Origin of the sequence: Acinetobacter sp. TWP2-2-3, assembly GCF_049896445.1 — a bacterium.
GTDB lineage: Bacteria > Pseudomonadota > Gammaproteobacteria > Pseudomonadales > Moraxellaceae > Acinetobacter.
The window spans coordinates 297,174-323,265 of the sequence record NZ_JAFCUI010000002.1 but is presented as its reverse complement, the minus strand read 5'-3'; the positions used below and the strand labels follow the sequence as shown (position 1 = coordinate 323,265).

At 42.9% G+C, this 26,092-nt stretch carries 24 protein-coding genes; 8 read left to right on the top strand and 16 right to left on the bottom strand.

Annotated features, from left to right (window positions below; all coding sequences use genetic code 11):
* Positions 1 to 59: 59 nt before the first annotated feature.
* Positions 60 to 1,034 carry a lysophospholipid acyltransferase family protein gene (locus ACP7AK_RS04950; RefSeq protein WP_005263498.1) on the top strand — a complete coding sequence of 325 codons (975 nt, stop codon included), beginning with the start codon at positions 60 to 62 and terminating at the stop codon, positions 1,032 to 1,034.
* Here the strand turns inward: ACP7AK_RS04950 and ACP7AK_RS04945 are convergent.
* The 3 genes from ACP7AK_RS04945 to ACP7AK_RS04935 all read right to left on the bottom strand — a co-directional run bounded on the left by ACP7AK_RS04945 (position 1,023) and on the right by ACP7AK_RS04935 (position 5,483).
* Positions 1,023 to 3,485, bottom strand: coding sequence for a DNA internalization-related competence protein ComEC/Rec2 (locus tag ACP7AK_RS04945; RefSeq protein WP_425878867.1), 2,463 nt, complete (start codon positions 3,483 to 3,485; stop codon positions 1,023 to 1,025). The two genes, ACP7AK_RS04950 and ACP7AK_RS04945, sit on opposite strands and share 12 nt — an antisense overlap.
* An 86-nt stretch (positions 3,486 to 3,571) precedes the next feature.
* Positions 3,572 to 4,255, bottom strand: a complete 684-nt coding sequence (lolD, locus tag ACP7AK_RS04940; RefSeq protein ID WP_004645694.1) for a lipoprotein-releasing ABC transporter ATP-binding protein LolD — start codon at positions 4,253 to 4,255, stop codon at positions 3,572 to 3,574.
* Positions 4,248 to 5,483: a lipoprotein-releasing ABC transporter permease subunit gene (locus ACP7AK_RS04935; protein WP_004645695.1), complete on the bottom strand. Its 1,236-nt coding sequence runs from the start codon at positions 5,481 to 5,483 to the stop codon at positions 4,248 to 4,250. The genes lolD and ACP7AK_RS04935 overlap by 8 nt, the downstream gene beginning before the upstream one ends.
* 26 nt (positions 5,484 to 5,509) lie before the next feature.
* On the opposite strand from ACP7AK_RS04935, the gene ACP7AK_RS04930 reads away from it, so the two are divergent.
* Positions 5,510 to 6,073, top strand: coding sequence for a PilZ domain-containing protein (locus ACP7AK_RS04930; protein WP_004279140.1), 564 nt, complete (start codon positions 5,510 to 5,512; stop codon positions 6,071 to 6,073).
* Between the two features lie 9 nt (positions 6,074 to 6,082).
* Here the strand turns inward: ACP7AK_RS04930 and ACP7AK_RS04925 are convergent, their stop codons facing one another.
* A complete protein-coding gene (locus ACP7AK_RS04925) occupies positions 6,083 to 6,997 on the bottom strand; it encodes a DMT family transporter (protein ID WP_180181343.1) in 915 nt (304 codons plus the stop codon).
* A gap of 21 nt (positions 6,998 to 7,018) precedes the next feature.
* Positions 7,019 to 7,504 (bottom strand): YaiI/YqxD family protein, encoded by a 486-nt coding sequence (locus ACP7AK_RS04920; RefSeq protein WP_171260766.1) that lies wholly within the window; start codon positions 7,502 to 7,504, stop codon positions 7,019 to 7,021.
* A gap of 249 nt (positions 7,505 to 7,753) precedes the next feature.
* On the opposite strand from ACP7AK_RS04920, the gene ACP7AK_RS04915 reads away from it, so the two are divergent.
* Entirely contained in the window at positions 7,754 to 8,686 is a 933-nt protein-coding gene (locus ACP7AK_RS04915) for a hypothetical protein (protein WP_243475266.1), read from the top strand.
* Positions 8,687 to 9,096: 410 nt separating this feature from the next.
* Here the strand turns inward: ACP7AK_RS04915 and ACP7AK_RS04910 are convergent, their stop codons facing one another.
* On the bottom strand, positions 9,097 to 9,228 hold the full coding sequence (locus ACP7AK_RS04910) for a hypothetical protein (RefSeq protein WP_257221144.1): 132 nt from the start codon (positions 9,226 to 9,228) through the stop codon (positions 9,097 to 9,099).
* A 40-nt stretch (positions 9,229 to 9,268) separates the two neighbouring features.
* The gene (gene serC / locus ACP7AK_RS04905) at positions 9,269 to 10,348 is read right to left on the bottom strand and encodes a 3-phosphoserine/phosphohydroxythreonine transaminase (protein ID WP_425878862.1); all 1,080 of its coding nucleotides are present in this window, start codon (positions 10,346 to 10,348) and stop codon (positions 9,269 to 9,271) included.
* A 360-nt stretch (positions 10,349 to 10,708) separates the two neighbouring features.
* Between serC and ACP7AK_RS04900 the strand changes: the two genes are divergently transcribed.
* From ACP7AK_RS04900 to ACP7AK_RS04885, 4 genes are read left to right on the top strand one after another with little or no spacing between them, the layout of a single operon-like run.
* A complete protein-coding gene (locus ACP7AK_RS04900; RefSeq protein ID WP_425878860.1) occupies positions 10,709 to 12,169 on the top strand; it encodes a TolC family protein in 1,461 nt (486 codons plus the stop codon).
* A gap of 11 nt (positions 12,170 to 12,180) precedes the next feature.
* Positions 12,181 to 13,311 carry an HlyD family secretion protein gene (locus ACP7AK_RS04895; RefSeq protein ID WP_425878858.1) on the top strand — a complete coding sequence of 377 codons (1,131 nt, stop codon included), beginning with the start codon at positions 12,181 to 12,183 and terminating at the stop codon, positions 13,309 to 13,311.
* Entirely contained in the window at positions 13,311 to 14,441 is a 1,131-nt protein-coding gene (locus ACP7AK_RS04890) for an ABC transporter permease (RefSeq protein WP_114540842.1), read from the top strand. Before ACP7AK_RS04895 ends, ACP7AK_RS04890 begins: the two co-directional genes overlap by 1 nt.
* Positions 14,438 to 15,538: an ABC transporter permease gene (locus tag ACP7AK_RS04885; protein ID WP_425878855.1), complete on the top strand. Its 1,101-nt coding sequence runs from the start codon at positions 14,438 to 14,440 to the stop codon at positions 15,536 to 15,538. The genes ACP7AK_RS04890 and ACP7AK_RS04885 overlap by 4 nt, the downstream gene beginning before the upstream one ends.
* Positions 15,539 to 15,565: 27 nt before the next feature.
* On the opposite strand, the gene ACP7AK_RS04880 is transcribed toward ACP7AK_RS04885, so the two are convergent.
* From ACP7AK_RS04880 to ACP7AK_RS04855, 6 genes are all read right to left on the bottom strand, one after another.
* Positions 15,566 to 15,991 (bottom strand): DUF3887 domain-containing protein, encoded by a 426-nt coding sequence (locus tag ACP7AK_RS04880; protein ID WP_138743382.1) that lies wholly within the window; start codon positions 15,989 to 15,991, stop codon positions 15,566 to 15,568.
* A gap of 68 nt (positions 15,992 to 16,059) precedes the next feature.
* Positions 16,060 to 19,041, bottom strand: coding sequence for a DNA gyrase subunit A (gene gyrA, locus ACP7AK_RS04875; RefSeq protein WP_425878853.1), 2,982 nt, complete (start codon positions 19,039 to 19,041; stop codon positions 16,060 to 16,062).
* 320 nt (positions 19,042 to 19,361) lie between these two features.
* Positions 19,362 to 20,021, bottom strand: a complete 660-nt coding sequence (locus ACP7AK_RS04870) for a hypothetical protein (protein WP_004731795.1) — start codon at positions 20,019 to 20,021, stop codon at positions 19,362 to 19,364.
* Between the two features lie 180 nt (positions 20,022 to 20,201).
* A complete protein-coding gene (locus ACP7AK_RS04865; RefSeq protein ID WP_004645709.1) occupies positions 20,202 to 21,134 on the bottom strand; it encodes an FAD-binding protein in 933 nt (310 codons plus the stop codon).
* Between the two features lie 18 nt (positions 21,135 to 21,152).
* Positions 21,153 to 21,905, bottom strand: coding sequence for an electron transfer flavoprotein subunit beta/FixA family protein (locus ACP7AK_RS04860; RefSeq protein ID WP_004731799.1), 753 nt, complete (start codon positions 21,903 to 21,905; stop codon positions 21,153 to 21,155).
* A gap of 523 nt (positions 21,906 to 22,428) precedes the next feature.
* Positions 22,429 to 23,034: a LysE family translocator gene (locus ACP7AK_RS04855; protein WP_005252483.1), complete on the bottom strand. Its 606-nt coding sequence runs from the start codon at positions 23,032 to 23,034 to the stop codon at positions 22,429 to 22,431.
* Positions 23,035 to 23,146: 112 nt separating this feature from the next.
* Between ACP7AK_RS04855 and ACP7AK_RS04850 the strand changes: the two genes are divergently transcribed.
* Positions 23,147 to 23,641: an Lrp/AsnC family transcriptional regulator gene (locus ACP7AK_RS04850; protein ID WP_004645712.1), complete on the top strand. Its 495-nt coding sequence runs from the start codon at positions 23,147 to 23,149 to the stop codon at positions 23,639 to 23,641.
* 209 nt (positions 23,642 to 23,850) lie between these two features.
* Here the strand turns inward: ACP7AK_RS04850 and ACP7AK_RS04845 are convergent, their stop codons facing one another.
* The 3 genes from ACP7AK_RS04845 to ACP7AK_RS04835 form a co-directional block, all read right to left on the bottom strand.
* Complete coding sequence (locus ACP7AK_RS04845; RefSeq protein WP_004645713.1) at positions 23,851 to 24,234, bottom strand: hypothetical protein; 384 nt, start codon at positions 24,232 to 24,234, stop codon at positions 23,851 to 23,853.
* A 231-nt stretch (positions 24,235 to 24,465) separates the two neighbouring features.
* Positions 24,466 to 25,401, bottom strand: coding sequence for a site-specific tyrosine recombinase/integron integrase (xerA, locus tag ACP7AK_RS04840; RefSeq protein ID WP_153567002.1), 936 nt, complete (start codon positions 25,399 to 25,401; stop codon positions 24,466 to 24,468).
* Positions 25,402 to 26,007 carry an alpha/beta fold hydrolase gene (locus ACP7AK_RS04835; protein ID WP_148334285.1) on the bottom strand — a complete coding sequence of 202 codons (606 nt, stop codon included), beginning with the start codon at positions 26,005 to 26,007 and terminating at the stop codon, positions 25,402 to 25,404. It lies immediately after the preceding gene.
* Positions 26,008 to 26,092: the final 85 nt, after the last annotated feature.

The window sequence follows — 26,092 nt, the reverse complement described above, 5'->3', positions numbered from 1 at the left end:
ACAAAACGTTTTCGCCTATAATAAATTTTGTTCTCTTTTTTTGTACTTAGACGAAATCAATGACGAAACAGGGCTCACGGAATTCAGCTTACGGATTACTCAAATACATTAGCCGCCAACCGCTTCCGGTTTCTCGCTGGATGGCCCGTATTCTGGCCTTTATTGTGAACAGTTTTAAAGTCACTAAAACTTCGGAAGTCATTCGTCTCAACCTTGAAATCAGTCTTTCAGAACTGTCTAATCAGGAACGTGAACAGATTAACCGTGCTGCGGTTCGCAATGAATTAATGTCATATTTCGAGTTCTTTACTATTTGGGGCTCAAGCAATCAGAAAAATCTTAAACGCGTTCATCGCGTTATTGGCGAAGATCTACTTCATGATGCCATTGCACAAAATAAAGGCCTCGTGTTAATCGTGCCGCATTTTGGTACCTGGGAAATTATGAATGCCTATATTGCCCAGTTCACTTCAATGACCATTATGTATAAACCTGTGAAAAATCAGGCTGCAGATCAATTTGTACGGGCTGCCCGTAGCCGGGAACAGGCGCATCTGGTACCGACTGATGAATCGGGCGTCCGTCAGATTTTTAAGGCCTTAAAACAAGGCGGCACTACGGTCATCCTGCCGGATCATACCCCGAATATCGGTGGTGAATATATTCCCTATTTCGGCGTGCCTTTGGCCACGAGTAATTTGAGTGCTAAACTGATTCAAAAGACCAAAGCGCGTGCCCTGTTTTTATATGCCTTGCGTAATACTGATGATGGATTCGATATCTTTATCGAAACGGTTGATGAAAAAATTTATAGTGGCAATGCCAATCAAGGCACGCAAGTCATTATCAATAGTATTGAAAATTTAATTCGTCGCCATCCGGAACATTATCACTGGAGTTATAAACGTTTTAATGCGCATCAAGACTTAGGAAATCTCTATAAACTTGAACATGAACAAGCTCTGAACAAAGTAAATGCGTTGAGAACACAAGAACTACATGAAGTTTCGCCCATATTGGAATCAGTCACTTAAAGGCTGACGATACAACCACTGCCATCCATGTCGTTCGGCAGAAAGCACCAGTTTTGAGCCTTGTTGCTGGAAGTGCACACTCCCCTGTTCTGCCGTGGTCAATAATGGAATATTAAGAGCTTTTAACCGTTGCTGCGTCAGTTGGCTCGGGTGGCCATAACGGTTAAATTTCCCAGCCGAGGCAATCGCCAGTTTAGGCTGCAAAACTTCTAAAAATTGATAGGCTGAACTGTGCTGACTGCCATGATGGCCGAGTACCAGCACATCGACCTGAAGTTCGGGATAGTCTTGGAGCAGCTGATATTCAGTCTCCCAGCCCGCATCGCCCATCAGTAAAAAGTTTTGATACGGTCCGGCATTTTTGATTTGCAGATATACCACACAAGAGCGGTCATTTTTATTGAAGTTTGGCATATTTAACTGCTGCTGCCGAGGTGCCAGAATTTTAAAGTTAATCGTCTCAGACCATTGCCATTGCTGTCCTGCATAACAAAACTGAAAGCTTGAAGAAGCAGCTGTTTCAGGCATCTGATTGGATGACACTTGTCGGATGTTTAGTTGATCTTTAATGCTGTGATATGCACCGCTATGGTCCTGATCCAGATGGGTCAAAATCAGTTGATCCAGTTCCCCAACACCTTGCACAGATAGAAACGGCCTAATCACTTGTCGACCAATACTGAATTTTTCTTCATTATAATAACCACCCATGTCGATCATCATGCTCTTTTGCCCTTCCCGAATGAAGATGGCCTGTCCCTGCCCGACATCCAGAACAGACAGCTGAAATGCATGCTGATTAAGTTGAGGAATGCACAGTGGTACACAGGCAAGTGCTGTCCAGCTTTTGGGCACTAAGCCACGCGGTAAAAAGACAATTAATAAGCCCAAAATACATAGAGCAATCATCCAGACATTCATGGCCACAGGAATCAGTTGCGGTGCAAACAGCCGATCAAGCAGATTCAAAAATGCCAGCAGTATATGAATAAAAATATCATTGAGCTGAAACAGCAGACTCGAAAGTGGTTCAGAAATGAAAAATAATAAAGCCGCCAGAATATCTACGGGAACTATTAGCAGGCCAATCCACGGGATGGCTACTAGGTTGCTTAGCGGGGTAATCCAAGCCACCTGCTTAAAAAACAGCATCATTAAGGGAAACAGGGCCAGAAAAATTTTCCACTGCGACTCCACTAAAACTTTCATTGCAAAATACAGCCATTGTAATGCTGTTTGTATTGTTTGATGCGGTTGCTGCTGAATGGTTTGATAGATTCGCAGCAAGACAAAACAGGCTCCATAAGACAGCCAGAATGCGGCCGATAAAATACTAAAAGAGTCAAACAACAACAATAAGGCAGCACTTAAAATCAACAGTTTTAATGGCTGCACACTTTGCCTGAGCAACAGCGTAAAAGTCACAATCACACAAATCAGTAAAGTGCGTAACGCCGGAATTTCAAAACCGACGAAGGCACAATACAGCAGTACACATAATAAAAAAGGCAGACTCAAAAAATACTGCCTTGGCCATTTCAGATAAATCTGCGGTGTGTACCTTGAAATCAGATATTGCAACGTACCACAGACAATAAAGGCAAAGATCAGGACATGCGGTCCGGAAATCGCCAGTAAATGACTCATGCCAAAACGCTGGAATTTCTGCTCAGTTGCTTGATCCAAAAAACTTTCATCACCGCTTAATAAAGCCAGTAACAAGCCTTTCTGCTGTACCGGCTGTCTGGTCACAAACTCTCTTAAAGCCAGTCGCTGTTGCTCTACCCAAAGCAAAAATCGCTGATCCAACTTTTGTTGCTGGCGTAGATATTTGCCATGACCTAGTGCATAGAGTTGTTGCGGTTGCAACTCCTGAATGCTTTTGATCCGGAAACCGGCCATAACATTTTGCTGCAATGCCCACTTTTCTGCATCAAAAGCACCCGGTGTGGCATAACTATGGTTAGGTCTAATCTGGCCTTGTAATAAATAATAGTGTTCCAGTTCAAGAGTCTGCTGTTTGGTTTCATCATTTACTAAACTGGATGTGACAGGATCTGAAACTGGCAGAAAACCCATCCATTTGACTGTAGTGCCATCAGGGTTAAGCACATGCAGGGCTTGCTGGATATTCTGATCGCCCAGTTTATTCAGCTCTTTGATATAGACCACGATTTCTTTTTCAGAGACCGCGTGCTCTCGTTTGGATAAACGTTCAGCCAATTGCAGATTGGCATAAGCATGACCTAAAAATAGTCCCAAAAGCAGGCTTGATCCAGTGATCAACAAGCTTCGCAGTGGTGTATTCAAGATGAGCTTTAATTTATGGCAACACAGATACCACAACAGCGCAACGATCAAAACTGCCGTTCCGCTCAGTTGAACAGACAGGAAACTTTTCCCCATACACGCAAGGCCTAAAATCCAGCCAATACATAGCCACTGCAACATTGAATCTTATTCTGTCTTGTTATTATTTTGCCCAATAATAAAGCCCACCGGAGTGAGCTTCAATCAAATGCGAATATTCTCGTTATTTATGGTTCAATCCAGAGACCATCCTGCATATGTAAAATCCGATCTGCTGCATGGGCTAGCTGTTCATCATGCGTCACAATCAGCATCGCCATATTGAACTCACGTTGCAATTCGGTCAGCAGTTCAAAAATCTTTGCTGCAGTCTTGCGGTCTAGATTTCCGGTCGGTTCATCGGCCATCATCAGTTTAGGTTTACCGACCACTGCACGCGCCAAAGCTACACGCTGACGCTCACCTCCGGATAATTCACCCGGCTTGTGAGTCAGACGATGCGAAAGCCCAACACGTTCCAGCAAATATTCGGCCTGCTGTTTGGCTTCCTTAAACTTCATGTTGTCGCGTAACATCAGCGGCATGGCCACATTTTCCAGTGCCGTAAATTCTGGCAACAGGTGATGAAACTGATAAACAAAGCCCAAATGCTCATTCCGCACATAACCGCGTTCTGCTTCAGACAAGGTATCAAAACGGCGGCCATTCACCATGACCTGACCTGACGTCGGGCGATCCAATCCACCCAAAACATGTAATAAGGTACTTTTGCCTGAACCACTTGAACCTACAATCGAAACAAACTCACCTGCTTTTACCTGTAGCGACAAGCCGCGAATCACATCGACAGTGGCCTTGCCATCGGTAAAGGATTTGTGAATATTCTGGGCATCTAAAATCAGATTACTCATAACGCAAAGCCTCTGCCGGTTGAATTTTTGCTGCACGTAAAGCCGGATAAATTGTCGCGACAAAACTGAGTGCCAGTGACAAGCCTACAATCACCAAGACATCCTGCCAGCGCAGATACGAAGGTAAGTAGTTAATAAAATAGGCATCAAACATATTCAGGCCTAAAGTATTGTTGAGCCAGCCAATAAAGCTACTGATACTGGTTGCCGCAATAATCCCGAGGATGGCCCCTGCACAAGTTCCAATCACCCCAATCACGGTACCTTGCACCATAAAGATTTTGGTAATGGTGGCAGGTGAAGCCCCCAAAGTTCTTAAAATGGCAATGTCCGATTTTTTATCCGTCACCACCATCACCAGTGAAGACACAATATTAAATGCCGCCACCAGCACGATCAGGAATAAAAGCAGGCTGACCATGGCTTTTTCCATCTGAATCGCGCTGAACAGATTACCATGGGTATAAGTCCAGTCCGAAGCATAGAAATTCCCCGGCAAATCACGCACAATTTCCTGAGACACTTGTGGTGCCAGGAAAATATCATCCAGCTTCATACGCACACCCTGCGCACCATCCGGTAGACGCAGCAAGGTCGAGGCATCATTTAAAGCGATATAACCCATCATCGAGTCAACTTCAGCACCAATACTGAAGATTCCCACCACTTTAAAACGCTTGAAACGCGGGACGACACCAGCTGGTGATGGGGTGGCTTCTGGCAAAACCAGAGTAATATTGTCATTTAAACCCACACCCATGGCATCGGTCATTTGCTTGCCCAAAACAATACCAAATTCACCTTTTTTCAGGCTGTCGATACTGCCCTCAACCATATGGTTTTGTATAATTGAAACTTTTTTCTCATACTCGGGTTCAATCCCGCTGACCATAATGCCGGCGACCTGACCCTGTGCGGTCAGCATGCCTTGTAATTGAGTAAAAGGTGCGACTCCCTGAACATGCTCATGCCCTTCAATTTGCTTTGCAAGTTCTGGCCAATTTGTTAAAATTTGTGTTGAGGAAACAGTCGCTTGAGGTATCATTCCTAAGACACGATTCTTTAACTCTCGGTCAAAACCATTCATCACAGACAACACTGTAATGAGGACTGCCACACCGAGTGTGAGGCCGATCATTGAGACCAACGCGATAAAAGAAATGAAGTGGTTACTACGCCGTGCGCGAGTATATTTCAACCCTATATACAGCGAGATTGGTTTGAACATAACCATCTAGTCCGAGGTAATAAATTATGGAAAATGTACAGCATCCAAACGGATTTACGGAAAGACGCGTCATGTCTCGAATCGATGCTGCCTTACGAATTAATTATCAGATTATTTCCGATGATGTTGCCTTGAATGATCCTTACGATCCTAACTTCGTCTTGCCCCGCTATTTTCTACTACTTGCAGAACTAGATCAATTTGATCATGCGGTTAACTACGAATTAGAACAATTATCTGAAAAAGATCAACAAATTGCTCGAATCTTATCCTTATTTAATCAAAAGTTAAACCTTATTACCGGTTCTTTGTATGACGCAATTGTACAAAGCATGTTACCTGTACCAGAGCAAGTGAACTTTTCAGAAACCGGTTTTAGTTTCTTTAATGAGCGCCCTATCGCTGAAGGCACCTATCTGCACGTGACTTTGAGTCATCCGGAAAATTTCTTCCATATTGCAGCAACCGCTCAGGTGGCCTACAGTCGCGAAGAAGAAAATGGCAAATATCGGACTGGTGCATATTTTATTACCATGCATCCCCAAGACCGTGTCAAACTGGGTGAATGCGTCAAGGCTCACTTTGTTTAAATTACTGCTTTAGTCAGTGCTGCTGGGTGATGAAAGGCGAGCGTTATAGCTCGCTTTAATTTCTCTGGAAAAATATAACAACAAACCAGCCAGTAAGATAACGACACCGAAGACAGCCCCACCCGATAATTTTTCATCATTCAGAATCACCCCGACAAATAAGGCCAGCATCGGCGTCAATACGGTGGTCAATGACAAAGTGGTCGCCTTGATTTTCTGCACCAGTTTAAAATAACAGAACATCGCAATCAGGGAAGCCATGATTACAGCATAACTGAGTCCAATCAGCGATTTAGCCTGCGGAATCTGGGTCGGTGCAAATTGCCAGATAAACGGTAACATGGCACAGGCCATGACCGCTGAGACGGCAATAGAACCGGCCGCTTGCGCCATGGGTTCTAAAGGTGCATTGACTTTTTTCACCCAGAACATCGAAACGCAGTAAATAAAAACACTGAGCAACATCAGGCCTATCCCGATCGGCTGAATATGCTGATCTTTGCCACCCACACAGATAATGCCCAGACCCAGCAAGGCAATCGCCATACCACCCCACTGCGAAGGATAGAGCTTAAGCTGAAATACAAAACGGCCAATTAAACCGGTAATAATCGGCGCCAGTCCGAACATCAGGGCAATAATGCCTGAACTCAGATAATCCGTGGCCAGATAAGTGAAAATCTGTGAGCCGATAAAACTGCATGCGCCAGCCAGGTAACTGTGCATGGATAATTTATCTAAGGGAAAACGGGTTTTAAATAGCCACAACAAGGCAAATGCAAAAGGCAAAGCCAAAAAGAAACGCAATGCCAAAGCCCAGAGCGGATGCAAATCCGTCACACTCCAGACAATCGCCAGCGGTGTCGTCGCCCAGATAAAAACCAATAAAAGATAGGTGGCAATCATATTGGTTTGTGTGGGCATGCGAGTCACTCTGAATAAGGCTTAAAGCGCGGAAGTTTTACGTTTTTGTTTTTGGATGGTCTGATCGAGTGCGCTGGAAAATTCGCGTTTATCCCGTTCTGAAATCGGTGGCGGACCGCCCGTTTGCACGCCCGCTCCGCGTAAGCTGTCCATAAAATCGCGCAGATGTAAGCGCGCTTTGACATTGGCCGTAGTATAAATTTCACCACGGGGATGAATCGCAATTCCGCCTTTTTCAATCACTTCCGCAGCCAAGGGAATATCTTGGGTCATGACAATATCATGCTCTTTCATGCGCAGAATAATCTCTTTATCCGCAGCATCCGCCCCACTCATCACCTGAATTGAATTAATTCTGATCGAAGGAGTTATTCCGACTGGTTGGTTGGCAACAAAAGTGACTTCTAGCTGATAGCGATCCGAAGCACGAATAATCACATCTCGCAGAATACGGGGCAATGCATCGGCATCGACCCAAAGTTTGAATGGCAACACAGGGCTTCCCATTAAGGTATAAATCATGGTTATTCTAGCAAATTGCAGTGATCAGGTTGATGATTAAATCGCTCCATTTTCATTGCATCTGTCATCAATATTTTAAAAAGTATGTGCCCGGTAAAACTGGCATGATTCACGCGAGAAAAAAATTGACTTCATTTGACTGGCATTTTAATTTTAAAATTCATTCGATTGACTTGAAAAATCGCAATGACCCTCGATTAACTATAAATACATCATCCAAGATCAATTGTGCATATGAAAAATCAGAATAGCCCAGAGATCATCACCATTGATGATCAAAATTTCGGTAGTCATGTCGAACATTGGACCTTGCTCACCGACAACCCTGGCACAGATGTTCCACAGTGGTTAGGCAAAGCTCTTGATGAACCAATCATGCCGATGGGCCTTTGTACACAAGAATGTGATATGGATGCAGAGACCTGGCTGATTCAGGGACCGAGCAAAGCTGCGGTACAGTTGAGTCAAGTGATTGCCGTTGAAAACAACAAACCTCAAGCGGTAAAAACTGCATTTCCGTGCTTTGACAGTCCTTATCAGGTGAAAGCCACGATTGACCGGATTATTAGCTGTAAATCCAATACTCAGGCTGTATTGCGCTTGAATCTGGGTGCTAACAATATTATTTACGCTTTCGATAGCCTGTATAGCGTCAATCACCCGCATTATGAAAAAGACCAGTCCTATGTGGTGAATCTGAATGGCTGGGCCTATGAACTTGAAGCGGTCGCAGATCATGAGCATCTGGTGGTTGATGATCCGGCTTCGATCAAGCACCACCGTGCCTTGAATGATATTCTGGCTGCCAATAATGGGGTAGCTCCGGACAATTTGCAGGAACAGATTGATGCTTGGCAGCCGCAGTCTGAAGAAGATAAAGAACCTGTAACCGTAGATTTTTCTAAAATGGTGGCCTATTTATACGGCGAAACCATGGGTCAGGAAGATGAAGCCTGGTTTCAAGGCAATATTGTCGGTAAAACGACTATGCAGTTTATGGGTCAGGACTACACTCTGTATGATGTCACCCTCATTCATGATGAAGGCCAGCCTGCGACCTTGATCCGGATTGCAACGCGGAATGACCAGTTCAAAAACTTCCAGATTGGCCAGTATATTCGTGGCAACTTGTGGATTCAGGCCAATATTTATAGAAAAGTGTCTTAAGTTCAAACATATAAAGAAGATATTCATTTTGATGGGTATCTTCTTTTAATCCATCTATATTCTTATTTGTCATTTTAATTTTTGATTATTTTTTATACATATTTTCTGGCTTAATAATCTATTTAAATTCATTAAAAACCGAGTTATCCACATTTTTAAATTCAAATAACTTCATTTTAAATATTTAAAATAACCTTAAAAATCTTGTAAAAATAAGCGTTTGATTTCTCATATAAATAATCTGTTGTCGTGCAAATCTAATATTTAAATAAAATGAAAATTTATGCTCTTTAATCAAAAATGTACTTTATTTAATCAATTTTTTATGATAAAAATACTCACAATAAATTAGTATTAACGATAAATAGATCGGACAATAAATATCTATGAAAATCGTGCAAGAAGAAACATTACAACAGGTCGAGCATCATCTTAGCTCCCGCTATAATATTGATATGATGTCCTGCCTTTTTTTCATGTTGGGGATGCTGATCTGCGGATTCATCCTGCATACTTTTATTTTCTAAAATTATTGCATTCATAAAAAAACCCAGCCTGTGCTGGGTTTTTTCGTTTCAGGAATTAACCATTGCGTTTGGCAAAGTCATCCATAAAGTTCACCAATGCCTGCACACCCTCTAAAGGCACGGCATTATAAATACTTGCGCGCATACCGCCAACCGAACGGTGACCAGCAAGATTCAATAAATGCTGCGCTTCGGCTTCTTTCAGGAACTGTTTCTCAAGATCTGCATTGGCCAAGGTAAATGGTACGTTCATGATCGAACGGTTTGCTTTTGCGATTGGATTCGCATAAAAATCGCTTTGATCGATATAACCATAAAGCAGGTTGGCTTTCTCAAGGTTCACTTTGTGCATGGCATCTACGCCGCCATTTTCCAGTAACCACTCGAATACCAGACCAGATAAGTACCATGCATAAGTGGATGGTGTGTTGACCATTGAGCCATTTTTCGCTTGATCTGAATATTTCAAGATGCTTGGAATTTCTGGTTTGGCTTGATCGAGTAAATCTTCACGAATGATCACCAGCGTTAAGCCAGCAGGCCCGATATTCTTTTGCGCACCGGCATAGATCAAACCAAATTTAGAAACGTCTAATGGTGCAGATAAAATACTAGATGAATAGTCGCACACTAATGGCTTGTCTGTTTCAGGAATTGAAGAAAATTGCAGACCGCCAATAGTTTCATTATCCGCATAATGCACATAAGCTGCATCATCAGAAAGATTCCATTCGCTTTGTGCACTGATCGCATATTTGCCATCAATTTGGATACCTGCTTTTACAACATTGATATCGCCATAACGTTGCGCTTCTTTCAAGGCTTTTTCAGACCAGATGCCGGTATCGATATAGTCTGCTTTGTTGTTTTTGCCAAGCAAGTTCAATGGAATTGCCGAGAATTGTAGTGATGCCCCACCCTGCAAGAACAATACTTTGTAGTTCTCAGGAATATTCATGAGTTTGCGCAAGTCTGCTTCCGCTTTTTCAGCCATGGCAACATAGTCGGCACTACGGTGGCTCATTTCCATGATCGAAAGACCTTTGCCATGCCAGTCGAGCATTTCAGCTTGAGCTTTTTCAAGTACGGCAGTCGGTAATGCAGCAGGACCAGCACAGAAGTTGTACGCGCGCATGATTTTTCCTTTCAGAGTGAAACACAATCAAATGATGGCATTTAACCATATCTGGCAGGGTCTTGCACAAAATTATTTCAATCTATGAGTCAAGATAGAGTCAAAAAATCAATGTAGATTCACAAGATAAATTGACCAGTATTTTAGCCTGCTGTTTTTATCATCTTTGCACTAACAATTGAAAATATTCAAAATTAAGCTATTTTTTAATTTTAGATATTCCATCAAAAATAGCCAATAAGTATTTGAAATACAGATGTAAAAGAAACAATACTATAACTTTACACTAGTTCTATCTGCATACCTTTGATTTATACTAGCCGGATAACATTACCGGCTTTAAATCAGTTTAGCGACTTTATGAACTTAAAGAAAAATAAAAGACAGCTTGTCTGGGGTTTAAATCTGCTTGCATCGATGATGTATGGCAGCTTTGCTCATGCACAGAGCATCAGCTTTCAGGACGCTGAACGTCAGTTGTTGCAAAACTCTTATAGCAGCCAAGCCTATCAAAGTCTGGAGCAGGCCTCAAAACTTGAAGCTGAAGCAGTGAAAGGTATAGGTCTGCCACGAGTCGACCTGAATGTTCGTGCGTATGCCTTTCATAATGAACTCGATCTGCCTTTGGGTGCATTAAAAAATAATTTAGAGCAATCCTTAACGGATGGTGTAAATAATAGAATTGATGAACTGAACTTAGGTGATCTGGCTGACCCGCTAAAAAATAGTCTAAGACAACCTATTCAAAATGGGGTGGGCTTAATTCCTGATAGTGCGAATGTCGTGCTGGATGATCAGGTGATTCGCCCAACGGTTTCAGTTATGATGCCGCTTTATACCGGTGGACTGACAAGCAGCGCCAAAGAAATCGCCAATATTCAGGTCGGTCGTAGTCAGCTCAGCAACAAACAGCAGCAAGACACGCAGCGTTTTGAACTGATTCAAAGTTATTTTAATGTACAACTCCAAAAGCAACTGCATGCAGCAGCACTATTTAACCTGAATGCCATGCAACAGCATTATCGCAATGCCTTAAAGATAGAACAGCAAGGTTTTATCAGTAAAGGCCAGCGCATGCAGTTTGAAGTGGCACGTAATAATGCCGAACGCAGCCAGCAAAACACGCAAGCCAATTTGAATGCTGCCCTTTTCCATCTGAATAATCTGCTTCAAGAAAGTAGCATCACTGAGCTTTCAACGCCTTTATTTGTCAATAAAACCGAGCCACAGGCCTTAAATCATCTGCTGAAAACCTTTAGTCAGAACTCTGCGCTGATTCAAAAAATGCAGCTGGATACCCAATTGGCTCAAGCCAATGTCAAAGCCCAGCAAGCGGCAAAAAAACCGAATGTTTTTGCTTTTGGTGAATATAGTCTGGATCAAAATGAAAACTGGATTGTCGGGGTGGCTGCCCGTTATAACTTATTTTCCGGAATTGATAAAAATAAAAATATTCAGGCTGCCGAACTCAAACGCTCTGCTACAGAACTGCTTACTGCACGCACCCAGCAGGAAATTGAAAATCTGATTTATAAATCTTATAGCGAAGCACTCAGTGCACAGCAAAGTGATGCGCTTCTGGCACAAAACTTGAAAGCCGCACAGGAAAATTTACGCATCCAAGAATTGTCTTTTAAAGAAGATATGGGCACCGCCACACAGGTCATCGATGCACAAAATATGCTGAGCGGATTACGAGCTGAAACTGCCTTGAATGCCTACAAATATGTGATGTCACTGGCCACCCTATTACAAAGCCATGGCTCGATTGCAGAATTTCCGAACTACATCCAACATACCAACACCCACTATATTCGCTAATGGAGCCGAACATGAACGAAGATCAAAAACCCAATGATCCTGTGAATGAAGCGGCTTCATCCAGCGATACAGAAAAATCGCATGCGCAACAGGTAGAAACAAAAACTGAAATAGAAAACAACGCGACGACTTCGACCGAGCATGAACAAGCTCCTGAAATCGCTAAAAAGAAAAAATATTTATTGCTCGCCCTGATTCCAGTTCTGCTGGCAGTCATCGCATTTGGATTATGGAAAAGCTACCAACCGGCTCCGCTGGAATTGCAGGGTCGTGTAGAAGCTGAAACGGTTCAGGTGGCGACCAAAGTGCCAAGCCGTATTGAAGAAATCTATGTAGAAGAAGGTCAGCGGGTCAAAAAAGGCGATGTGCTGGTGCGCTTAAACAGCCCGGAAATTCAGGCCAAAAAACAGCAAGCCGTAGCGGCTTTACAATCTGCATTGGCTTTACAATCGACTGCTGAACGTGGCTCGCAGGAAGAAAATATCGCTAGCCTGTATGCCAACTGGCAATCGCTGAAAGCACAGCAAAATTTAGCCAAAGTTTCTTATGAGCGTGGTGCAAATTTATTTAAGGAAGGTGTGATTTCACGCCAGCGCCGTGATGAATTGTATGCAGCCAGTCAATCAGCGGCGCAAATGACAGAAGCGGCGTATCAGCAATATGCACGTGCCAAACGTGGCAGCACCTCGCAGCAAAAGAGTTCTGCCGATGCACAGGTAGATATTGCTCAGGCTGCGCTAGATGAAGCCAATGCTTTAGAAGCAGAAACCCAATTAGTTGCACCTGTAAACGGAACGGTGTCTAAAACCTATGGCAAAGTCTCAGAGCTGGTAGCCACCGCAGTCCCTGTAGTCAGTCTGATTGAAGATCAAATGTGGGTGAGCCTGAATATTCGTGAAGATCAATATGCCCCATTTCAGAAAATGAGCAGTATTGAAGGTTATATTCCCGCCCTAGATAAAACCGCCACTTTTAAAATCAAGCAGATCAGTGCTGAAGGTGAATTTGCCACCATTAAGACCACACGCCAAACCGGCGGTTATGATGTGCGAAGTTTTAAGCTGCATCTTGTGCCCACACCAGCGATTCCTGAACTGAAAGTTGGGATGAGCGTGTTATTTAAACTGAAAGAGACCCGATAATGTGGACGGGTATATGGCGCGAACTGCGCTATCTGCTCCGCGAAAAATGGGATCTGTGTCTGGTCACGCTCGCACCTGCACTGGTGATTATTTTATTCAGCAGCATGTTTGCTCAAGGGAAACCGGATCATTTACCGATTGCGATTATTGATCAAGACCAGAGTGCGCTGAGTCAAAGCATTTATCAGCATGTGGCGCTGAATCATACTCTTAAAATTGCTACGGTGTCGGAACAAACAGCTGAAATTGAGCGCCTGTTAAATCAAAATAAAATTTGGGGTTATATCCATATTCCAAGCGGTGCCGAGCAACGTCTGGTTCGTGCCCAGGATGCTGACATCAGTATTGCCTTTAACCAGAGTTATTTCAGTATCGGAAATACCATTTCCTCTGCCATGCTGGTCAGTACCCTGCAAGCACTGGCTGAATTTAGCGGACAGCAATATCTGGGCAACCGGCTGCCTTCTCTCGAAGCACCGTCACCGCATATCAAAATATCGCCGCTGTATAATCCGCAGCTGAATTATGAATTCTATCTGGAACCCTATGTCATCCCGGCAATTCTGCATTTACTGCTGTGTTGTTGTGTGGCATTTTCCGTCGGTCAGGAACTGAAGCGACAGACCTTAATAAGCTGGATTAGCAACTCATCCATCTGGATGGCATTACTGTCTAAGAACCTGGTCTATGTGGCTATTTTTAGTGTGTGGACTTGGGCCTGGATGTTCTGGCTGATTGAAATTCGCGGCTGGTTTGTTGCCGGCTCGCTCGCTCTGATTCTATCGGCACAATTTCTGCTATATAGCGCCTATGCATTTTTAAGCAGTGCAGTGGTTCTGGCGACCAAAGATTTAAGTAAATCTTTTGGCATCATTGCGGTCTATGGCGGTTCATCTTTAAGTTTTGCCGGTGTGACTTTACCTTTAAATAATGCGCCCCTATTCACCCAGTTTTGGTCCAATATTATTCCGTTCACGCCCTATGCCAAATTACAAACTGAACAATGGGTGATTGGTAGTCCATTGCATATTTCACTGCAAGCTGGATTAATGCTGCTGATCTATGCCCTAGTCTACGCTCTGCTGGCTTATCTGTTTCTTAAAAAAATCGCCAAAGGAGCAACACCATGAAATCCCTTTGGTTTTACTATCTACAAAGCTTCAAAGATATCGTCAGTCACGGCACGATCTTTACCACGCTGATTCTATCCGTCTTGTTTTACAGCTTTTTTTATCCAACCGCTTATCAGGCGCAGCAGGCTGAAGCCTTACCTATTATTATTGTCGATGAAGAACAAAGTAACTTAAGCACCCGTATTATTGGTCAGGTGGCACAAAGCCCCAATGTGGAAATTCAGGCAATTACCGGCAATTTTTCCGAGGCCAAACAATGGGTGGAATCTCAAAAAGCTGATGGCATTTTACTGCTGCCGGAGAATTTATCGCAAAGCTTAAGGCATGGTGAAACAGGTGGCATTGGACTGTATGTAAGTACAGCCAACTTTTTAGTGACCAAACAAATTGGTCTGGGCTTAGCCACATCAGTTGAGCAAACTTTGGCAGATTATGTTGAACGCTTTGGCGAGATCTCGGATTTTTCACCTGCTATTTCAGTGCATCAAATTCCTTTATTTAATCCGCTGTCCGGCTATGGCAGTTATGTCTTTCCTGCGGTTGCACCCTTAATTATCCACCAAACCATTCTTTTGGGTTTGAGTATGCTGATTTTAGTATATCGGGAAAGAAAAGTAGAATTAAATACAAATGCGTTGATTGGAATGTGTTTAGCGGTCTTCACCATTGGCTGTCTGGGATGTTTCTATTTATTCGGCTTTAGCTTCTGGCTATTTGATTATCCGCGCGGTGGCAACCTGTTCGGGATGCTACTGGCTGTTCCGGTTTTTATCTACACGATAATTGGCATGACCTGCCTATTTGCCAGTTTTCTGGATCTGCCAGAACGTGCGGGTCATGTGATTGTATTCACCTCCATTCCACTGTTCTTTTTATCTGGTGCGGCCTGGCCACATGCTGCCATGCCCATCTGGATGCAAGTCGTTGGCGAAATCCTGCCCTCTACCCAAATTGTGCAGATGTTTATTCAACTCAATCAAATGGGTGTGCCTACAACACTGGTCTTACCTAAACTGCTCTATCTTGGAATGATCGGCAGCATGTGCTTTTTCTTGGCTTATCGACGTTTAATTTCTGGTCATCAAAGCAGATAGAACATTATAGCAATGCTCCTATTCCACTTATTTATTCGACTCGCCAAAGACCTGAATATTGAAATTACGAATCTTGTTGCTACCATTCGGCTTGTCAAAACTCACATCATACTGAACCAGATTCTCCGGATAGGCAATTTCATAGCTAACCTTATATTGTCCAGGCTGATTGGTTGCTTCTTCAATCTCTTTGGTCATTAAAGTCTTAGACTTGTATTCACCTTGAGGAATTGAACGTGAAAAGCGTTTCATCAGCTTTTCATTATCCTTAAACTGGGTTTGCAACTGCGGTTCTAACTGATCCAGAAATTCCTCATATTTCCCGTCACGCAAATCCTCATAGGCTAGCTGTGCCGCCTTTTCCTGTTCAGGACTCGGATTCGGAATATTGTCCATTGAATTACAGCCACTCAATGCAACCGCTGCTGCTAACAACATTAATTTGGTTTTCATCGCTTACCCTTATGCGGTCAAGGTTTATAAAAAAGGACGCCGAAGCGCCCTTTTTATCAGTAAAAAACTTATTCTTCTACTGAATTTTCACCATCTTTTTCAACTTGCTCAGTTTCAGCTGCTGAATCTGTTTCTGCCACTAAAGCGTCTTCGCTTTCAATCGCTTCAACAAACTCATCTTCTTCAACAGCTTCGATTGAAACCACACCGACCAGCAATTCCTCATTACCTAAGCGGATCAGACGAACACCCTGTGCGTTACGACCAGTTTGCGCCACTTCAGATGCACGGGTACGAACCAGCGTACCGCCATCTGAAATCAGCATCAGTTCTTTAGACGCATCAATGGCAACAGCGCCCACCAATTGACCATTACGTTCAGAGGTCTTGATCGCAATCACGCCCTTACCGCCACGTTTCTTGGTCGGGAAGTCGTCTACTGGAGTACGTTTACCATAACCATTTTCAGATGCACACAGTACTTCGCCAGTTTCAGGTACAACCACCAGTGATACGATTCGGCTAATCAATGCTGAATCTGAACCATCTTCGTCATCAGACTCGATCTCAGTTTCGTCATTTTCTTCTAGCTGTGCAGCTGCACCAATGGTCACGCGCATACCGCGTACACCTTTGGCAGAACGCCCCATTGAACGTACATCCGTCTCTGCGAAGCGAATGGCTTTACCTTCATTCGAGAACAACATGATTTGCTGTTCACCGTCAGTAATCGCTACACCGATGAGGGTATCATCGCCATTCAGCTCAATCGCACGTAAACCGTTTGAACGAACATTCGAGAACTGTTCAAGCTCTACACGTTTAATCGTACCGTATTCAGTCGCCATAAACACATAGAAGTTTTTACGTACCGCTTCAGCCTGCTGAGCAAAGTCATTGATGATGTCATCATCAAGATCTGTTGCAGAAAGCTCCAAGCCCAACTGTTTCAATTGAATACGCAATGCATCAGAAATATCATCTGCACCATCTTCAGATTCTGTCAGCGCTGCTTCAAGCTCGGCAAAATGAGCATTGATCACTTCATTGCTTTGCAACTGCGCTGCATTGGCTTTTACAAATGCCTTGAAGTCAGCCAGACGTTCTTTGAATTTCTTCGGCGCATCAATCACAGGCAAGATTGCGGTAATGGTCTCGTTTTCATCCAGTGGCAGCAAGTTCACCATTGGGCGACCTTTGGCACCACGTGAGGCTTGCGGCACTTCATAGACTTTCAGACGGTAGACCTTACCAACGTTGGTAAAGCAAAGTACCGTCGCATGACTTGACGTCACAATCAGATGTTGAATGTAATCATCTTCTTTCATGCTGGTCGCAGACTTACCACGGCCACCACGACGCTGTGCAGCGTAATCAGACAATGGTTGAGTTTTCGCATAACCTGATTTCGATACCGTCAGAACCATTTGCTCTTCAGGAATCAGATCTTCACGAGAGAAATCGATACGTGACTCGACAATCGACGTTTTACGCGCATCGCCATACTGCTGAAGAATCAAGGCCAGCTCTTCACGAATGACATTCATCAACAGATTAAAGTCATTCAAAATTGCAGTCAGTTCAGCAATTTGTGACAGGATTTCACTATATTCAGCATGTAACTTGTCTTGTTCCAGACCAGTTAAACGATGCAAGCGAAGTTCCATAATTGCATTCACCTGGGTTGGTGACAGACGATAAATCTCGCCATCCAAACCAAACGGGCGACTTGGGTCTTCACCTTCAATCTCATCTGGGCGTACAGAAACTGAACCGGCTTTTTCCAGCAAGGCCAAAACACCGCCACCAGCCCACTCACCTGCCTGCAAACGCTCACGCGCTTCAGCCGGATTCGCAGAACTCTTGATGGTTTCGATGATGGCATCAATATTCGCCAGGGCAACGGTTAAACCTTCCAAGATATGACCACGTTCACGCGCTTTGCGTAATTCGAACATAGTACGACGCGTGACCACTTCCTGACGGTGACGGATAAACGCGGCAATGATGTCTTTCAGGTTCATCAATTTTGGTTGGCCATTGTCCAGACAAACCATGTTGATGCTGAAAGAGTTTTCAAGTTGCGTGTTCTGGAACAGGTTGTTCACGATCACTTCAGCGTTTTCACCGCGCTTCAGGTCAATCGCGATACGCATACCGTCTTTGTCAGACTCGTCACGAAGCTCTGAAATACCTTCCAGTTTTTTCTCTTTAACCAGTTCAGCAATACGCTCAATGGTTTTTGCTTTATTAACCTGATATGGAATTTCAGTGAAGACAATCGTGGTGCGGCCATTCTTCGGATCTTCTTCGAAATGGTATTTACCACGGATATGCAAACGGCCCTTACCGGTACGGTATGCATCGACGATACCTGATTTACCGTAAATGATGCCGCCTGTCGGGAAATCCGGACCAGAAATATGTTCCATCAATCCTTCAATGCTGATTTGAGGATCATTGGCATAGGCCAGACACGCATTCACAACTTCAGTCATGTTATGCGGCGCCATATTGGTCGCCATACCAACTGCAATACCGGTAACACCATTAATCAATAAGTTCGGTACACGGGTTGGCATGACTTGAGGAATACGCTCAGAGCCATCGTAGTTGTCTTCCCACTCGACGGTATCTTTTTCAAGATCCGCTAACAGTTCGTGGGTCAGTTTACGCATACGTACTTCGGTATAACGCATGGCTGCTGCACTATCGCCATCGACCGAACCGAAGTTACCTTGACCATCAACCAATTGGTAACGCAAGCTGAAATCTTGCGCCATACGTACAATGGTTTCGTATACGGCAGAATCACCATGCGGGTGATATTTACCAATCACGTCACCGACTACACGTGCAGACTTTTTATAAGCTTTGTTATAGTCATTGCCTAATTCGTGCATTGCGAAAAGCACACGACGATGAACAGGTTTTAAACCATCTCGTACATCGGGCAATGCACGTGACACAATCACGCTCATCGCATAATCGAGATATGAGCTTTTAAGTTCATCCTCAATGGCAATCGGTCTAATTTCCGATACGCTCATGCATACTCCTTATTCTACAAGCCAATTTTGGCTTGTATTTATATGTCGTAAAACTAGCAAAATCATTAACTCAAACGACTGAGTTAAAAACTAAAATACAGCCCTAAATTATAGCATAAACACTTGTATTTTTGTGTCGAAATATTCAGCTTAACCTTGTTAATTATCTTCATTTTAGTGATCATTTTCTTGTTATTTCAAAACCGAAAATCAGCGCATCCAGACAGGATTTTTCAATACCCAAAATTTTGAGAAATACAGGAGTACAAAAACAAAATGCGCCAATCAACTGGCGCATCTTCATCGTTTTTTCTATATTTTTATTGTGCCTGGTTCAGTACTTTACGATAGCTCAGCACGGCCACAATCAATAAAACTGGCAATAACATTTCTACCCCTTCCTCAATGGTCATAATCATGATTTGAGTATGTGGCACCAACTGGATGCCGAATTCTTCTTTCAGGGTTGAAGTCGTGCGATCGAGCACTTTGCTCAGTCCGCCACAGGCAATGGTGAGAAAGATAAAAAAATGTGCAATATTCAAAGAATTCTTCATGCTTCGTATGGTTTGAACCAGCTTTTTCGCCAGTACCAGAAAGACAAAAATAATGCCGAGCAATAAAATAAATCCGAGCAGCTTATCCATGAGCGGAATTTCAGCACTGCGATAGAAATTAGTTTTGATAAAACTCATTTCAAACACCTGCTTATGGAAATCCATTTCCCGTAATCCCAACAATGTCGCTGCTATAGCCGTAAACACTCGGGTATTAGGTTTGATTTCAACATTAAGCAAACACAGCACTGCCAGCAAGTACCATAACCATGGACTCATGACTTCAAAAGCGCCTGATTCACTAAATAAATACTGAGTTACCGAAGCTGGTGCATTCAGGGCAGTATGAATACAAATACCCAGATAAAGCGCAATCAGCAAAAAACTAATAAACAGGATATGGGCGGCTTTGGAAAAGGACATGATTAAAAACAGGAGAAAAAGCAAACCGGGATTTTATCACTTTTCATGCAAATGAAATACTCTAGTTTCGACTGTAGAGTATTTTTAAAATTTTTGCATAAAAAAAACGCCCTTGGACAAAACAGTAAAGCATTGCTTTCACTGCTTGCACAAGAGCGTATTTTGAACCCGATTCAGAAATTAGATTTTAGAAACCAATTCTGGAATTACAGTGTTCAGGTCACCGACTAACCAGTAGTCAGCGACTGCATTGATTGGCGCTTCTTCATCTTTGTTGATCGCAACGATCACTTTAGATTCTTTCATACCAGCCAAATGCTGAATCGCACCAGAGATACCTACAGCGATGTACAGGTCAGGTGCAACGATTTTACCAGTTTGACCCACTTGCATATCGTTTGGTACGAAGCCAGCATCTACCGCAGCACGTGATGCACCTTGAGCAGCACCAAGCTTGTCAGCCAATGGATCAAGGATCTTGTGATAGTTCTCACCAGAACCTACACCACGACCACCAGAAACCACAATACGCGCAGCTGTCAGTTCAGGACGTTCAGATTTTACGATTTCTTCGTTGATAAACTTAGAAATACCCGCATCACCCGTAGACGCAGCAGCTTCAACAGCAGCAGAACCGCCCTCAGCAGCTACAGCATCAAATGCTGTACCACGAACAGTCGCCAATACGATGTTTTCGCCTGATTCTACAGTTGCAATTGCGTTACCTGCATAGATCGGACGTTTGAAAGTCTTAGGACCATCTACCGCAATGATGTCAGTGATCATGCTTACGTCAAGAAGCGCAGCTGCACGTGGTAAAATATTTTTACCAGTTGTTGTAGAAGCAGCAAGGATATGTGTATAGCCTTTACCTAATTCAGCAACAAGTTTAGCCACGTTTTCAGCCAATTGGTTTGCATAAGCAGCGTCATCAGCAAGCAATACTTTGCTTACGCCCGCAACTTTAGCCGCTTGGTCAGCAACTACCTGAGCGCCAGAACCAGCAACCAATACAGTGATATCACCACCGATTTTTTGCGCTGCAGCAACAACGTTTAAAGTAGCAGCGTTTAATGCTTTGTTGTCGTGCTCAGCGATAACTAAAATACTCATGATTTTTATCCTTCTGTATTAGATCACTTTCGCTTCGTTTTTCAATTTTTCTACAAGTTCATCTACAGACTTCACTTGTACGCCAGCTTTACGCTCTGCAGGTGATTCAACTTTCACTGTTTTCAGTTTAGTTGCAGGGTTTACACCGAAATCTGCAGGTGACTTGGTATCAAGCGGTTTTTTACGCGCTTTCATAATGTTTGGAAGTGCCGCATAACGTGGCTCGTTCAAACGCAAGTCAGTTGTAATGATTGCTGGAAGTGTCAGTTCAACAGTTTGTAAACCGCCGTCTACTTCACGTGTTACTTGTACTTTATCGCCATCTACTTTTACTTCAGAAGCGAAGGTACCTTGACCTGCACCCATTAGAGCGCCAAGCATCTGACCAACCTGATTCGAGTCATCATCAATTGCTTGCTTACCTAGAAGGATCAATTGTGGTTGTTCAGCGTCAACAACGCCTTTCAGAATTTTAGCGATTTCCAGCGCACCCAGTTGGCTGTCATCAGCTTCAACCAGAATACCGCGGTCAGCACCAAGCGCCATTGCAGAACGGATCTGTTCTTGGGCTTCTTTAGGACCAATAGAAACAACAATGATTTCTGAAACAGTTCCTTTTTCTTTTAAACGAACCGCTTCTTCCACTGCGATTTCACAGAATGGATTAATTGACATTTTAACGTTAGTTAAGTCAACACCACTGTTGTCCGGTTTAACACGAACTTTAACGTTGGCATCAACCACACGTTTTACAGCAACAAGAGCCTTCATGTAATCCTCGGCTGTTTTAGCAAATGTAAATGTTGAGAAAAGTTAGTGTAACTCTTCACTTAAATTTTTTTAGGTGCCCTATCTTGCAATGTGTACGGCATTTCGGTCAAGTCACAATTCAACAAAGAGGTGTAAAAATGCGTAATTTTCCCTGAACGATGCGTTCACAATTAATTGTTATCGTTTTATTACAATGAAATGTATCAATATTTACTTAAAATTTAACCATTGATTTATATTATTTTTTTATCTGATTAATCACATCAGAAGTTTTGATTGATCACATTTAATTTAAATTGATTTAAAGCAGCTTGAAGCAAAACAGCCGGAATATACGTATGTCAGCTTTTGTCATTTTGGACAGAACTATTTTTGAGAGCGAATTAAACCCCATATAAAGACAAATTGACCAAATAATAAACCAGCGCATTGAATTCTACGCCTACACAGTGAATGTTTAATTTCAAATCTTCGCAATTATAAAAAAAGCATACTGCGAAGAGTATGCTTCTTTACAGCCAGATTAATTAATGATTAACCAGCTTGCGGCAAGTGCCAGTAAACCACCAGAAGTTCCATCTACCCATTTTTGTTTACGTTCATCCATTTGGGTTTTTTGGCTGATTTTGCTGAATAAAATACTTAAGCCACAATACACCACAAAAATCAGACTGATAAAAATAAAGGACAGAATCAAACCTTGACTGACAGTATTGGCCGATTTATCAATAAACTGCGGCAAAATCGCAAAATAAATCAACATGCCTTTCGGATTTAACAGTGCGGTAAAAAAACCTTTTTTAATCGGATTGGCTGAGGTCTTTTTCTCAATGTTCAGCGCGTTTTTACTGAATACCGATTTGAGCAAACCAAAGGCCAGATACAGCAGATAAGCAATCCCGAGCCAGCGAATCGTTTCAAACAGCACCGGAAAAGAGACAATAATAGCCGCAATCCCGAGTGCCACCAGAATAGAATGCACCAGATAACCGCAACACACCCCTAAGGTTGCCATCATGCCTGCTTTTGCATCTTTACCCATCACTTGAGACAGGATAAATAACATATCGGGTCCAGGCGTAAAAATTAGGGGAAGCACGGTCAGTGCAAAGAGTACAAATACAGACATTTCCTTTTCCTTTCAAACTCCAGAAAGTGAAATAAGTATCTGCGATTTTTTACAAAATTGGCTTTCATTTTATTTTATAATAAGTATTATTTTTCGAATATTATTCTAATTTATGAAAATATCCACCAAGTCTGTGCGGGTAAAGCTTGATCGAATTGATAAAAATATCATTCGACATTTACAGGCCAATGGCCGTATTCAGAATAATGATCTGGCACGTGAAATCGGACTTTCACCTTCATCCTGTTTACGCCGGGTGAAATTGCTGGAAGATGCAGGCGTGATTCAGAATTACACGACTATTGTCGACCAACAAAAAATTGGTTTTCAGCTGATTTTATTTTCGCGCATCTGGCTGGTCGGTCAGGATGCCGAAACCATTGATACCTTTATTGAGGCGATGAAAGAATTGCCGCAAGTGATGGAGTGCTACATTATTTTGGGAGAGAGCGATGCCATGTTGAAAGTTGTGGTGCCTGATCTGGAAAGTTACCGTAAATTTCAGTCGACCCATCTGACCAAAAAAAATGGTATTACCAGTGTCAAAACAGATTTACCGAGTCAGATTATTAAACAGAGTTTCCAGCTGCCTTTAGAAGATTTATAGGCAAACTGATTTTAGACAACGACGCTATGTTCTTAATTTAAGATTTGCATAATCGTATGCTTGCTTAAACCATAACATGTGCTGCAAGCGCATAGATTGAAAGTTCTACTATAAGAAAAGGTTGCCTATAGAAGACAACCTTTTCCTCTTGAGCAAAGCCAAATCACAGGACTGAATCTTATTTTTATGTTATGTGGATGCTTCAGAATTTACTCAGTTTCTTGTGCTAAAAAATCACGATGTACATGGCTTAAATCTACCAGCTCATAGTCTGCCAATTCAAAAATTTGCCAAATTGCAATCGCATCTTCTTTTAAATCGACTGCCTGGGTCGCACGATTCGACAATTGCCATTGCAAATCAGAAATCCATAAATAGTATTGCCTAGTCGCCGCATTAAAGGCCTGAACTTTTCCATCGGCATTAATCCCTTGAATGATGGCGCCTTCGGGTAAGGTCGCTTCAAGATTGGGTAAGCTAATGTCCACAAAATGCTTGATTTGTCGCAAACCATAACCTGCAAACATTTCTTTTTGAGCTTCACTTAACTGTGCATATTTTTGCTCTATATCTGCAATTACCAGTGTGTCCATGTCACCTCCCATCGGTCAAATGCTGAGACGCTGCTCAGCAATATTTCATTTTAAATATTAAATACTAGTTATTGTTATACCTGAAATGGCGCATTTAACGAATAAGACAATAGTGAAATGCTTACCCGAACGCCAATGTTCAGTTCAATTCCATTTTAAGGTTTATATATGAAAGTTTTGTGCCAAAAATACAATTTTCATGATTTTTATTCTATAACACTTCGCACATGATCATTCTTCTTTATGTTGTGCACGTGGATGGGCCTGATCATAAATCTGGGCCAGATGATCAAAATCGACATGGGTGTAAATTTGCGTGGTGGTTAAATTGCTGTGACCCAGCATTTCCTGCACGGCTCGTAAGTCCCGGCTATTCGACAACATATGACTGGCAAAACAATGTCTTAATAAATGTGGATGCAGATCGACATTGACGCCTGCGCGCTGTGCCTGAAACTTGACCCGATTTTCAATTTGTCTTGCACCGAGCGGATTGCCTTTCTGGGTAATAAATACATTCGCCTCCGGCACAAAATCACCATTCCATAAGGGATAGACTTGCAACCAGGCCATCACGCTGTCTTTGGCCTTGGAGCCAAAAGGCACAATCCGGGTTTTATTGCCTTTACCAGTAATGCGTAATAACTGCCGGTTGAAATCAATATCTTTAATTCTCAGGCTTTGCAGTTCTGCCAGACGCAACCCACTCGAATAAAGCAATTCCAAAATCGCTTTGTCCCGGAGCCACATTTGCTGCTGTATTTCATTTTCGGGCGCAGGCTGATCAATAATCTGGTTGACTGTTTCAATATCCACCATGCCCGGCAAAGGACGCGATTGACGTTTTAACTGAAAATCATCCGCCGGATTAAAAGCCATATGCTGAGCCTGCTCGGCCCATTTCATAAACTGGCGAATAGCCGAAAGCATACGTTGCAGGCTGCTAGGACTGAGCTGATGCTGTTCAACTTTTTCAGCCAGAAACTGGCGTAAATCGGTGGCTTCCACATCGTTTAAATTGAGCTGCTCACGCTGGCAAAACTCTAAAAAATCCGAGACATCACGTTCATAGGCTTGCAAGGTATGTTTGGACTGGTTTTGGATTTCACGTTCTTTCAGCCACATATTGAGCAAGAGTTGAGGTGGGACAATCACTGCTTGCTCCATTTAGAGTTGCTCCAAATAATCTTGAATCAGCATTGCAACCTGATCTGCATGCGTATTGGCAAAGAAATGATCTCCACCTTGGATAATATGCAATTTTGCATTTTTAAAAATTCCTGCCAAGTATTGTCCAAGCTGAACAGTACTTAAAGGATCATGATCGCCCCAGATCAGCAAGATCGGAACGTCCAGACTTGCGAGCTGAACGCGGCTAAATTCAGTTTGGTCTTGTTCAAACCAGTCCGGCGCTGTTTTAAACAGTTCACGATAATCTGTTCGCCAGTCTGCACAATGAAAAGTTTTTAAATTCAGACCACCAGATGTCGCCAACAATACCAGCCCTTTGACTTTCTGTGGATGCTTAAGTGCCAACCCAACGGCCAAGACACCGCCCATAGACTGGGCAATCAGAATGGAATCATCCTCAATTTTTTCTTTCACGAATTCTTGCAGATCATACAGGTTTTGAATGGCCAAATTTGGTGCTACGCCATCAAAGCCCGGATAGGCAATGACTTGCTGATCTGGATATTTGGTTAATGCTGCCCTTAATGGCTGCCAAAAGTGCTGGCTTCCTGAAGCACCCGGCAGGAAAACAAGCGTATTCATCTCGGTCAAATTCTACGGTTTTTCCCATCCTAGCATAAAAAAAGCACCATCGATCAGACAGTGCTTTTTTCTCAAGCGGAACCAA

Bases quoted from the DNA above. Each gene is read 5' to 3' on its own strand.
- ACP7AK_RS04950 (WP_005263498.1), top strand. From the start codon at position 60: ATGACGAAACAGGGCTCACGGAATTCAGCTTACGGATTACTCAAATAC.
- ACP7AK_RS04945 (WP_425878867.1), bottom strand. From the start codon at position 3,485: ATGTTGCAGTGGCTATGTATTGGCTGGATTTTAGGCCTTGCGTGTATG.
- lolD (WP_004645694.1), bottom strand. From the start codon at position 4,255: ATGAGTAATCTGATTTTAGATGCCCAGAATATTCACAAATCCTTTACC.
- ACP7AK_RS04935 (WP_004645695.1), bottom strand. From the start codon at position 5,483: ATGTTCAAACCAATCTCGCTGTATATAGGGTTGAAATATACTCGCGCA.
- ACP7AK_RS04930 (WP_004279140.1), top strand. From the start codon at position 5,510: ATGGAAAATGTACAGCATCCAAACGGATTTACGGAAAGACGCGTCATG.
- ACP7AK_RS04925 (WP_180181343.1), bottom strand. From the start codon at position 6,997: ATGCCCACACAAACCAATATGATTGCCACCTATCTTTTATTGGTTTTT.
- ACP7AK_RS04920 (WP_171260766.1), bottom strand. From the start codon at position 7,504: ATGGGAAGCCCTGTGTTGCCATTCAAACTTTGGGTCGATGCCGATGCA.
- ACP7AK_RS04915 (WP_243475266.1), top strand. From the start codon at position 7,754: ATGAAAAATCAGAATAGCCCAGAGATCATCACCATTGATGATCAAAAT.
- ACP7AK_RS04910 (WP_257221144.1), bottom strand. From the start codon at position 9,228: ATGAATGCAATAATTTTAGAAAATAAAAGTATGCAGGATGAATCCGCA.
- serC (WP_425878862.1), bottom strand. From the start codon at position 10,348: ATGCGCGCGTACAACTTCTGTGCTGGTCCTGCTGCATTACCGACTGCC.
- ACP7AK_RS04900 (WP_425878860.1), top strand. From the start codon at position 10,709: ATGAACTTAAAGAAAAATAAAAGACAGCTTGTCTGGGGTTTAAATCTG.
- ACP7AK_RS04895 (WP_425878858.1), top strand. From the start codon at position 12,181: ATGAACGAAGATCAAAAACCCAATGATCCTGTGAATGAAGCGGCTTCA.
- ACP7AK_RS04890 (WP_114540842.1), top strand. From the start codon at position 13,311: ATGTGGACGGGTATATGGCGCGAACTGCGCTATCTGCTCCGCGAAAAA.
- ACP7AK_RS04885 (WP_425878855.1), top strand. From the start codon at position 14,438: ATGAAATCCCTTTGGTTTTACTATCTACAAAGCTTCAAAGATATCGTC.
- ACP7AK_RS04880 (WP_138743382.1), bottom strand. From the start codon at position 15,991: ATGAAAACCAAATTAATGTTGTTAGCAGCAGCGGTTGCATTGAGTGGC.
- gyrA (WP_425878853.1), bottom strand. From the start codon at position 19,041: ATGAGCGTATCGGAAATTAGACCGATTGCCATTGAGGATGAACTTAAA.
- ACP7AK_RS04870 (WP_004731795.1), bottom strand. From the start codon at position 20,021: ATGTCCTTTTCCAAAGCCGCCCATATCCTGTTTATTAGTTTTTTGCTG.
- ACP7AK_RS04865 (WP_004645709.1), bottom strand. From the start codon at position 21,134: ATGAGTATTTTAGTTATCGCTGAGCACGACAACAAAGCATTAAACGCT.
- ACP7AK_RS04860 (WP_004731799.1), bottom strand. From the start codon at position 21,905: ATGAAGGCTCTTGTTGCTGTAAAACGTGTGGTTGATGCCAACGTTAAA.
- ACP7AK_RS04855 (WP_005252483.1), bottom strand. From the start codon at position 23,034: ATGTCTGTATTTGTACTCTTTGCACTGACCGTGCTTCCCCTAATTTTT.
- ACP7AK_RS04850 (WP_004645712.1), top strand. From the start codon at position 23,147: ATGAAAATATCCACCAAGTCTGTGCGGGTAAAGCTTGATCGAATTGAT.
- ACP7AK_RS04845 (WP_004645713.1), bottom strand. From the start codon at position 24,234: ATGGACACACTGGTAATTGCAGATATAGAGCAAAAATATGCACAGTTA.
- xerA (WP_153567002.1), bottom strand. From the start codon at position 25,401: ATGGAGCAAGCAGTGATTGTCCCACCTCAACTCTTGCTCAATATGTGG.
- ACP7AK_RS04835 (WP_148334285.1), bottom strand. From the start codon at position 26,007: ATGAATACGCTTGTTTTCCTGCCGGGTGCTTCAGGAAGCCAGCACTTT.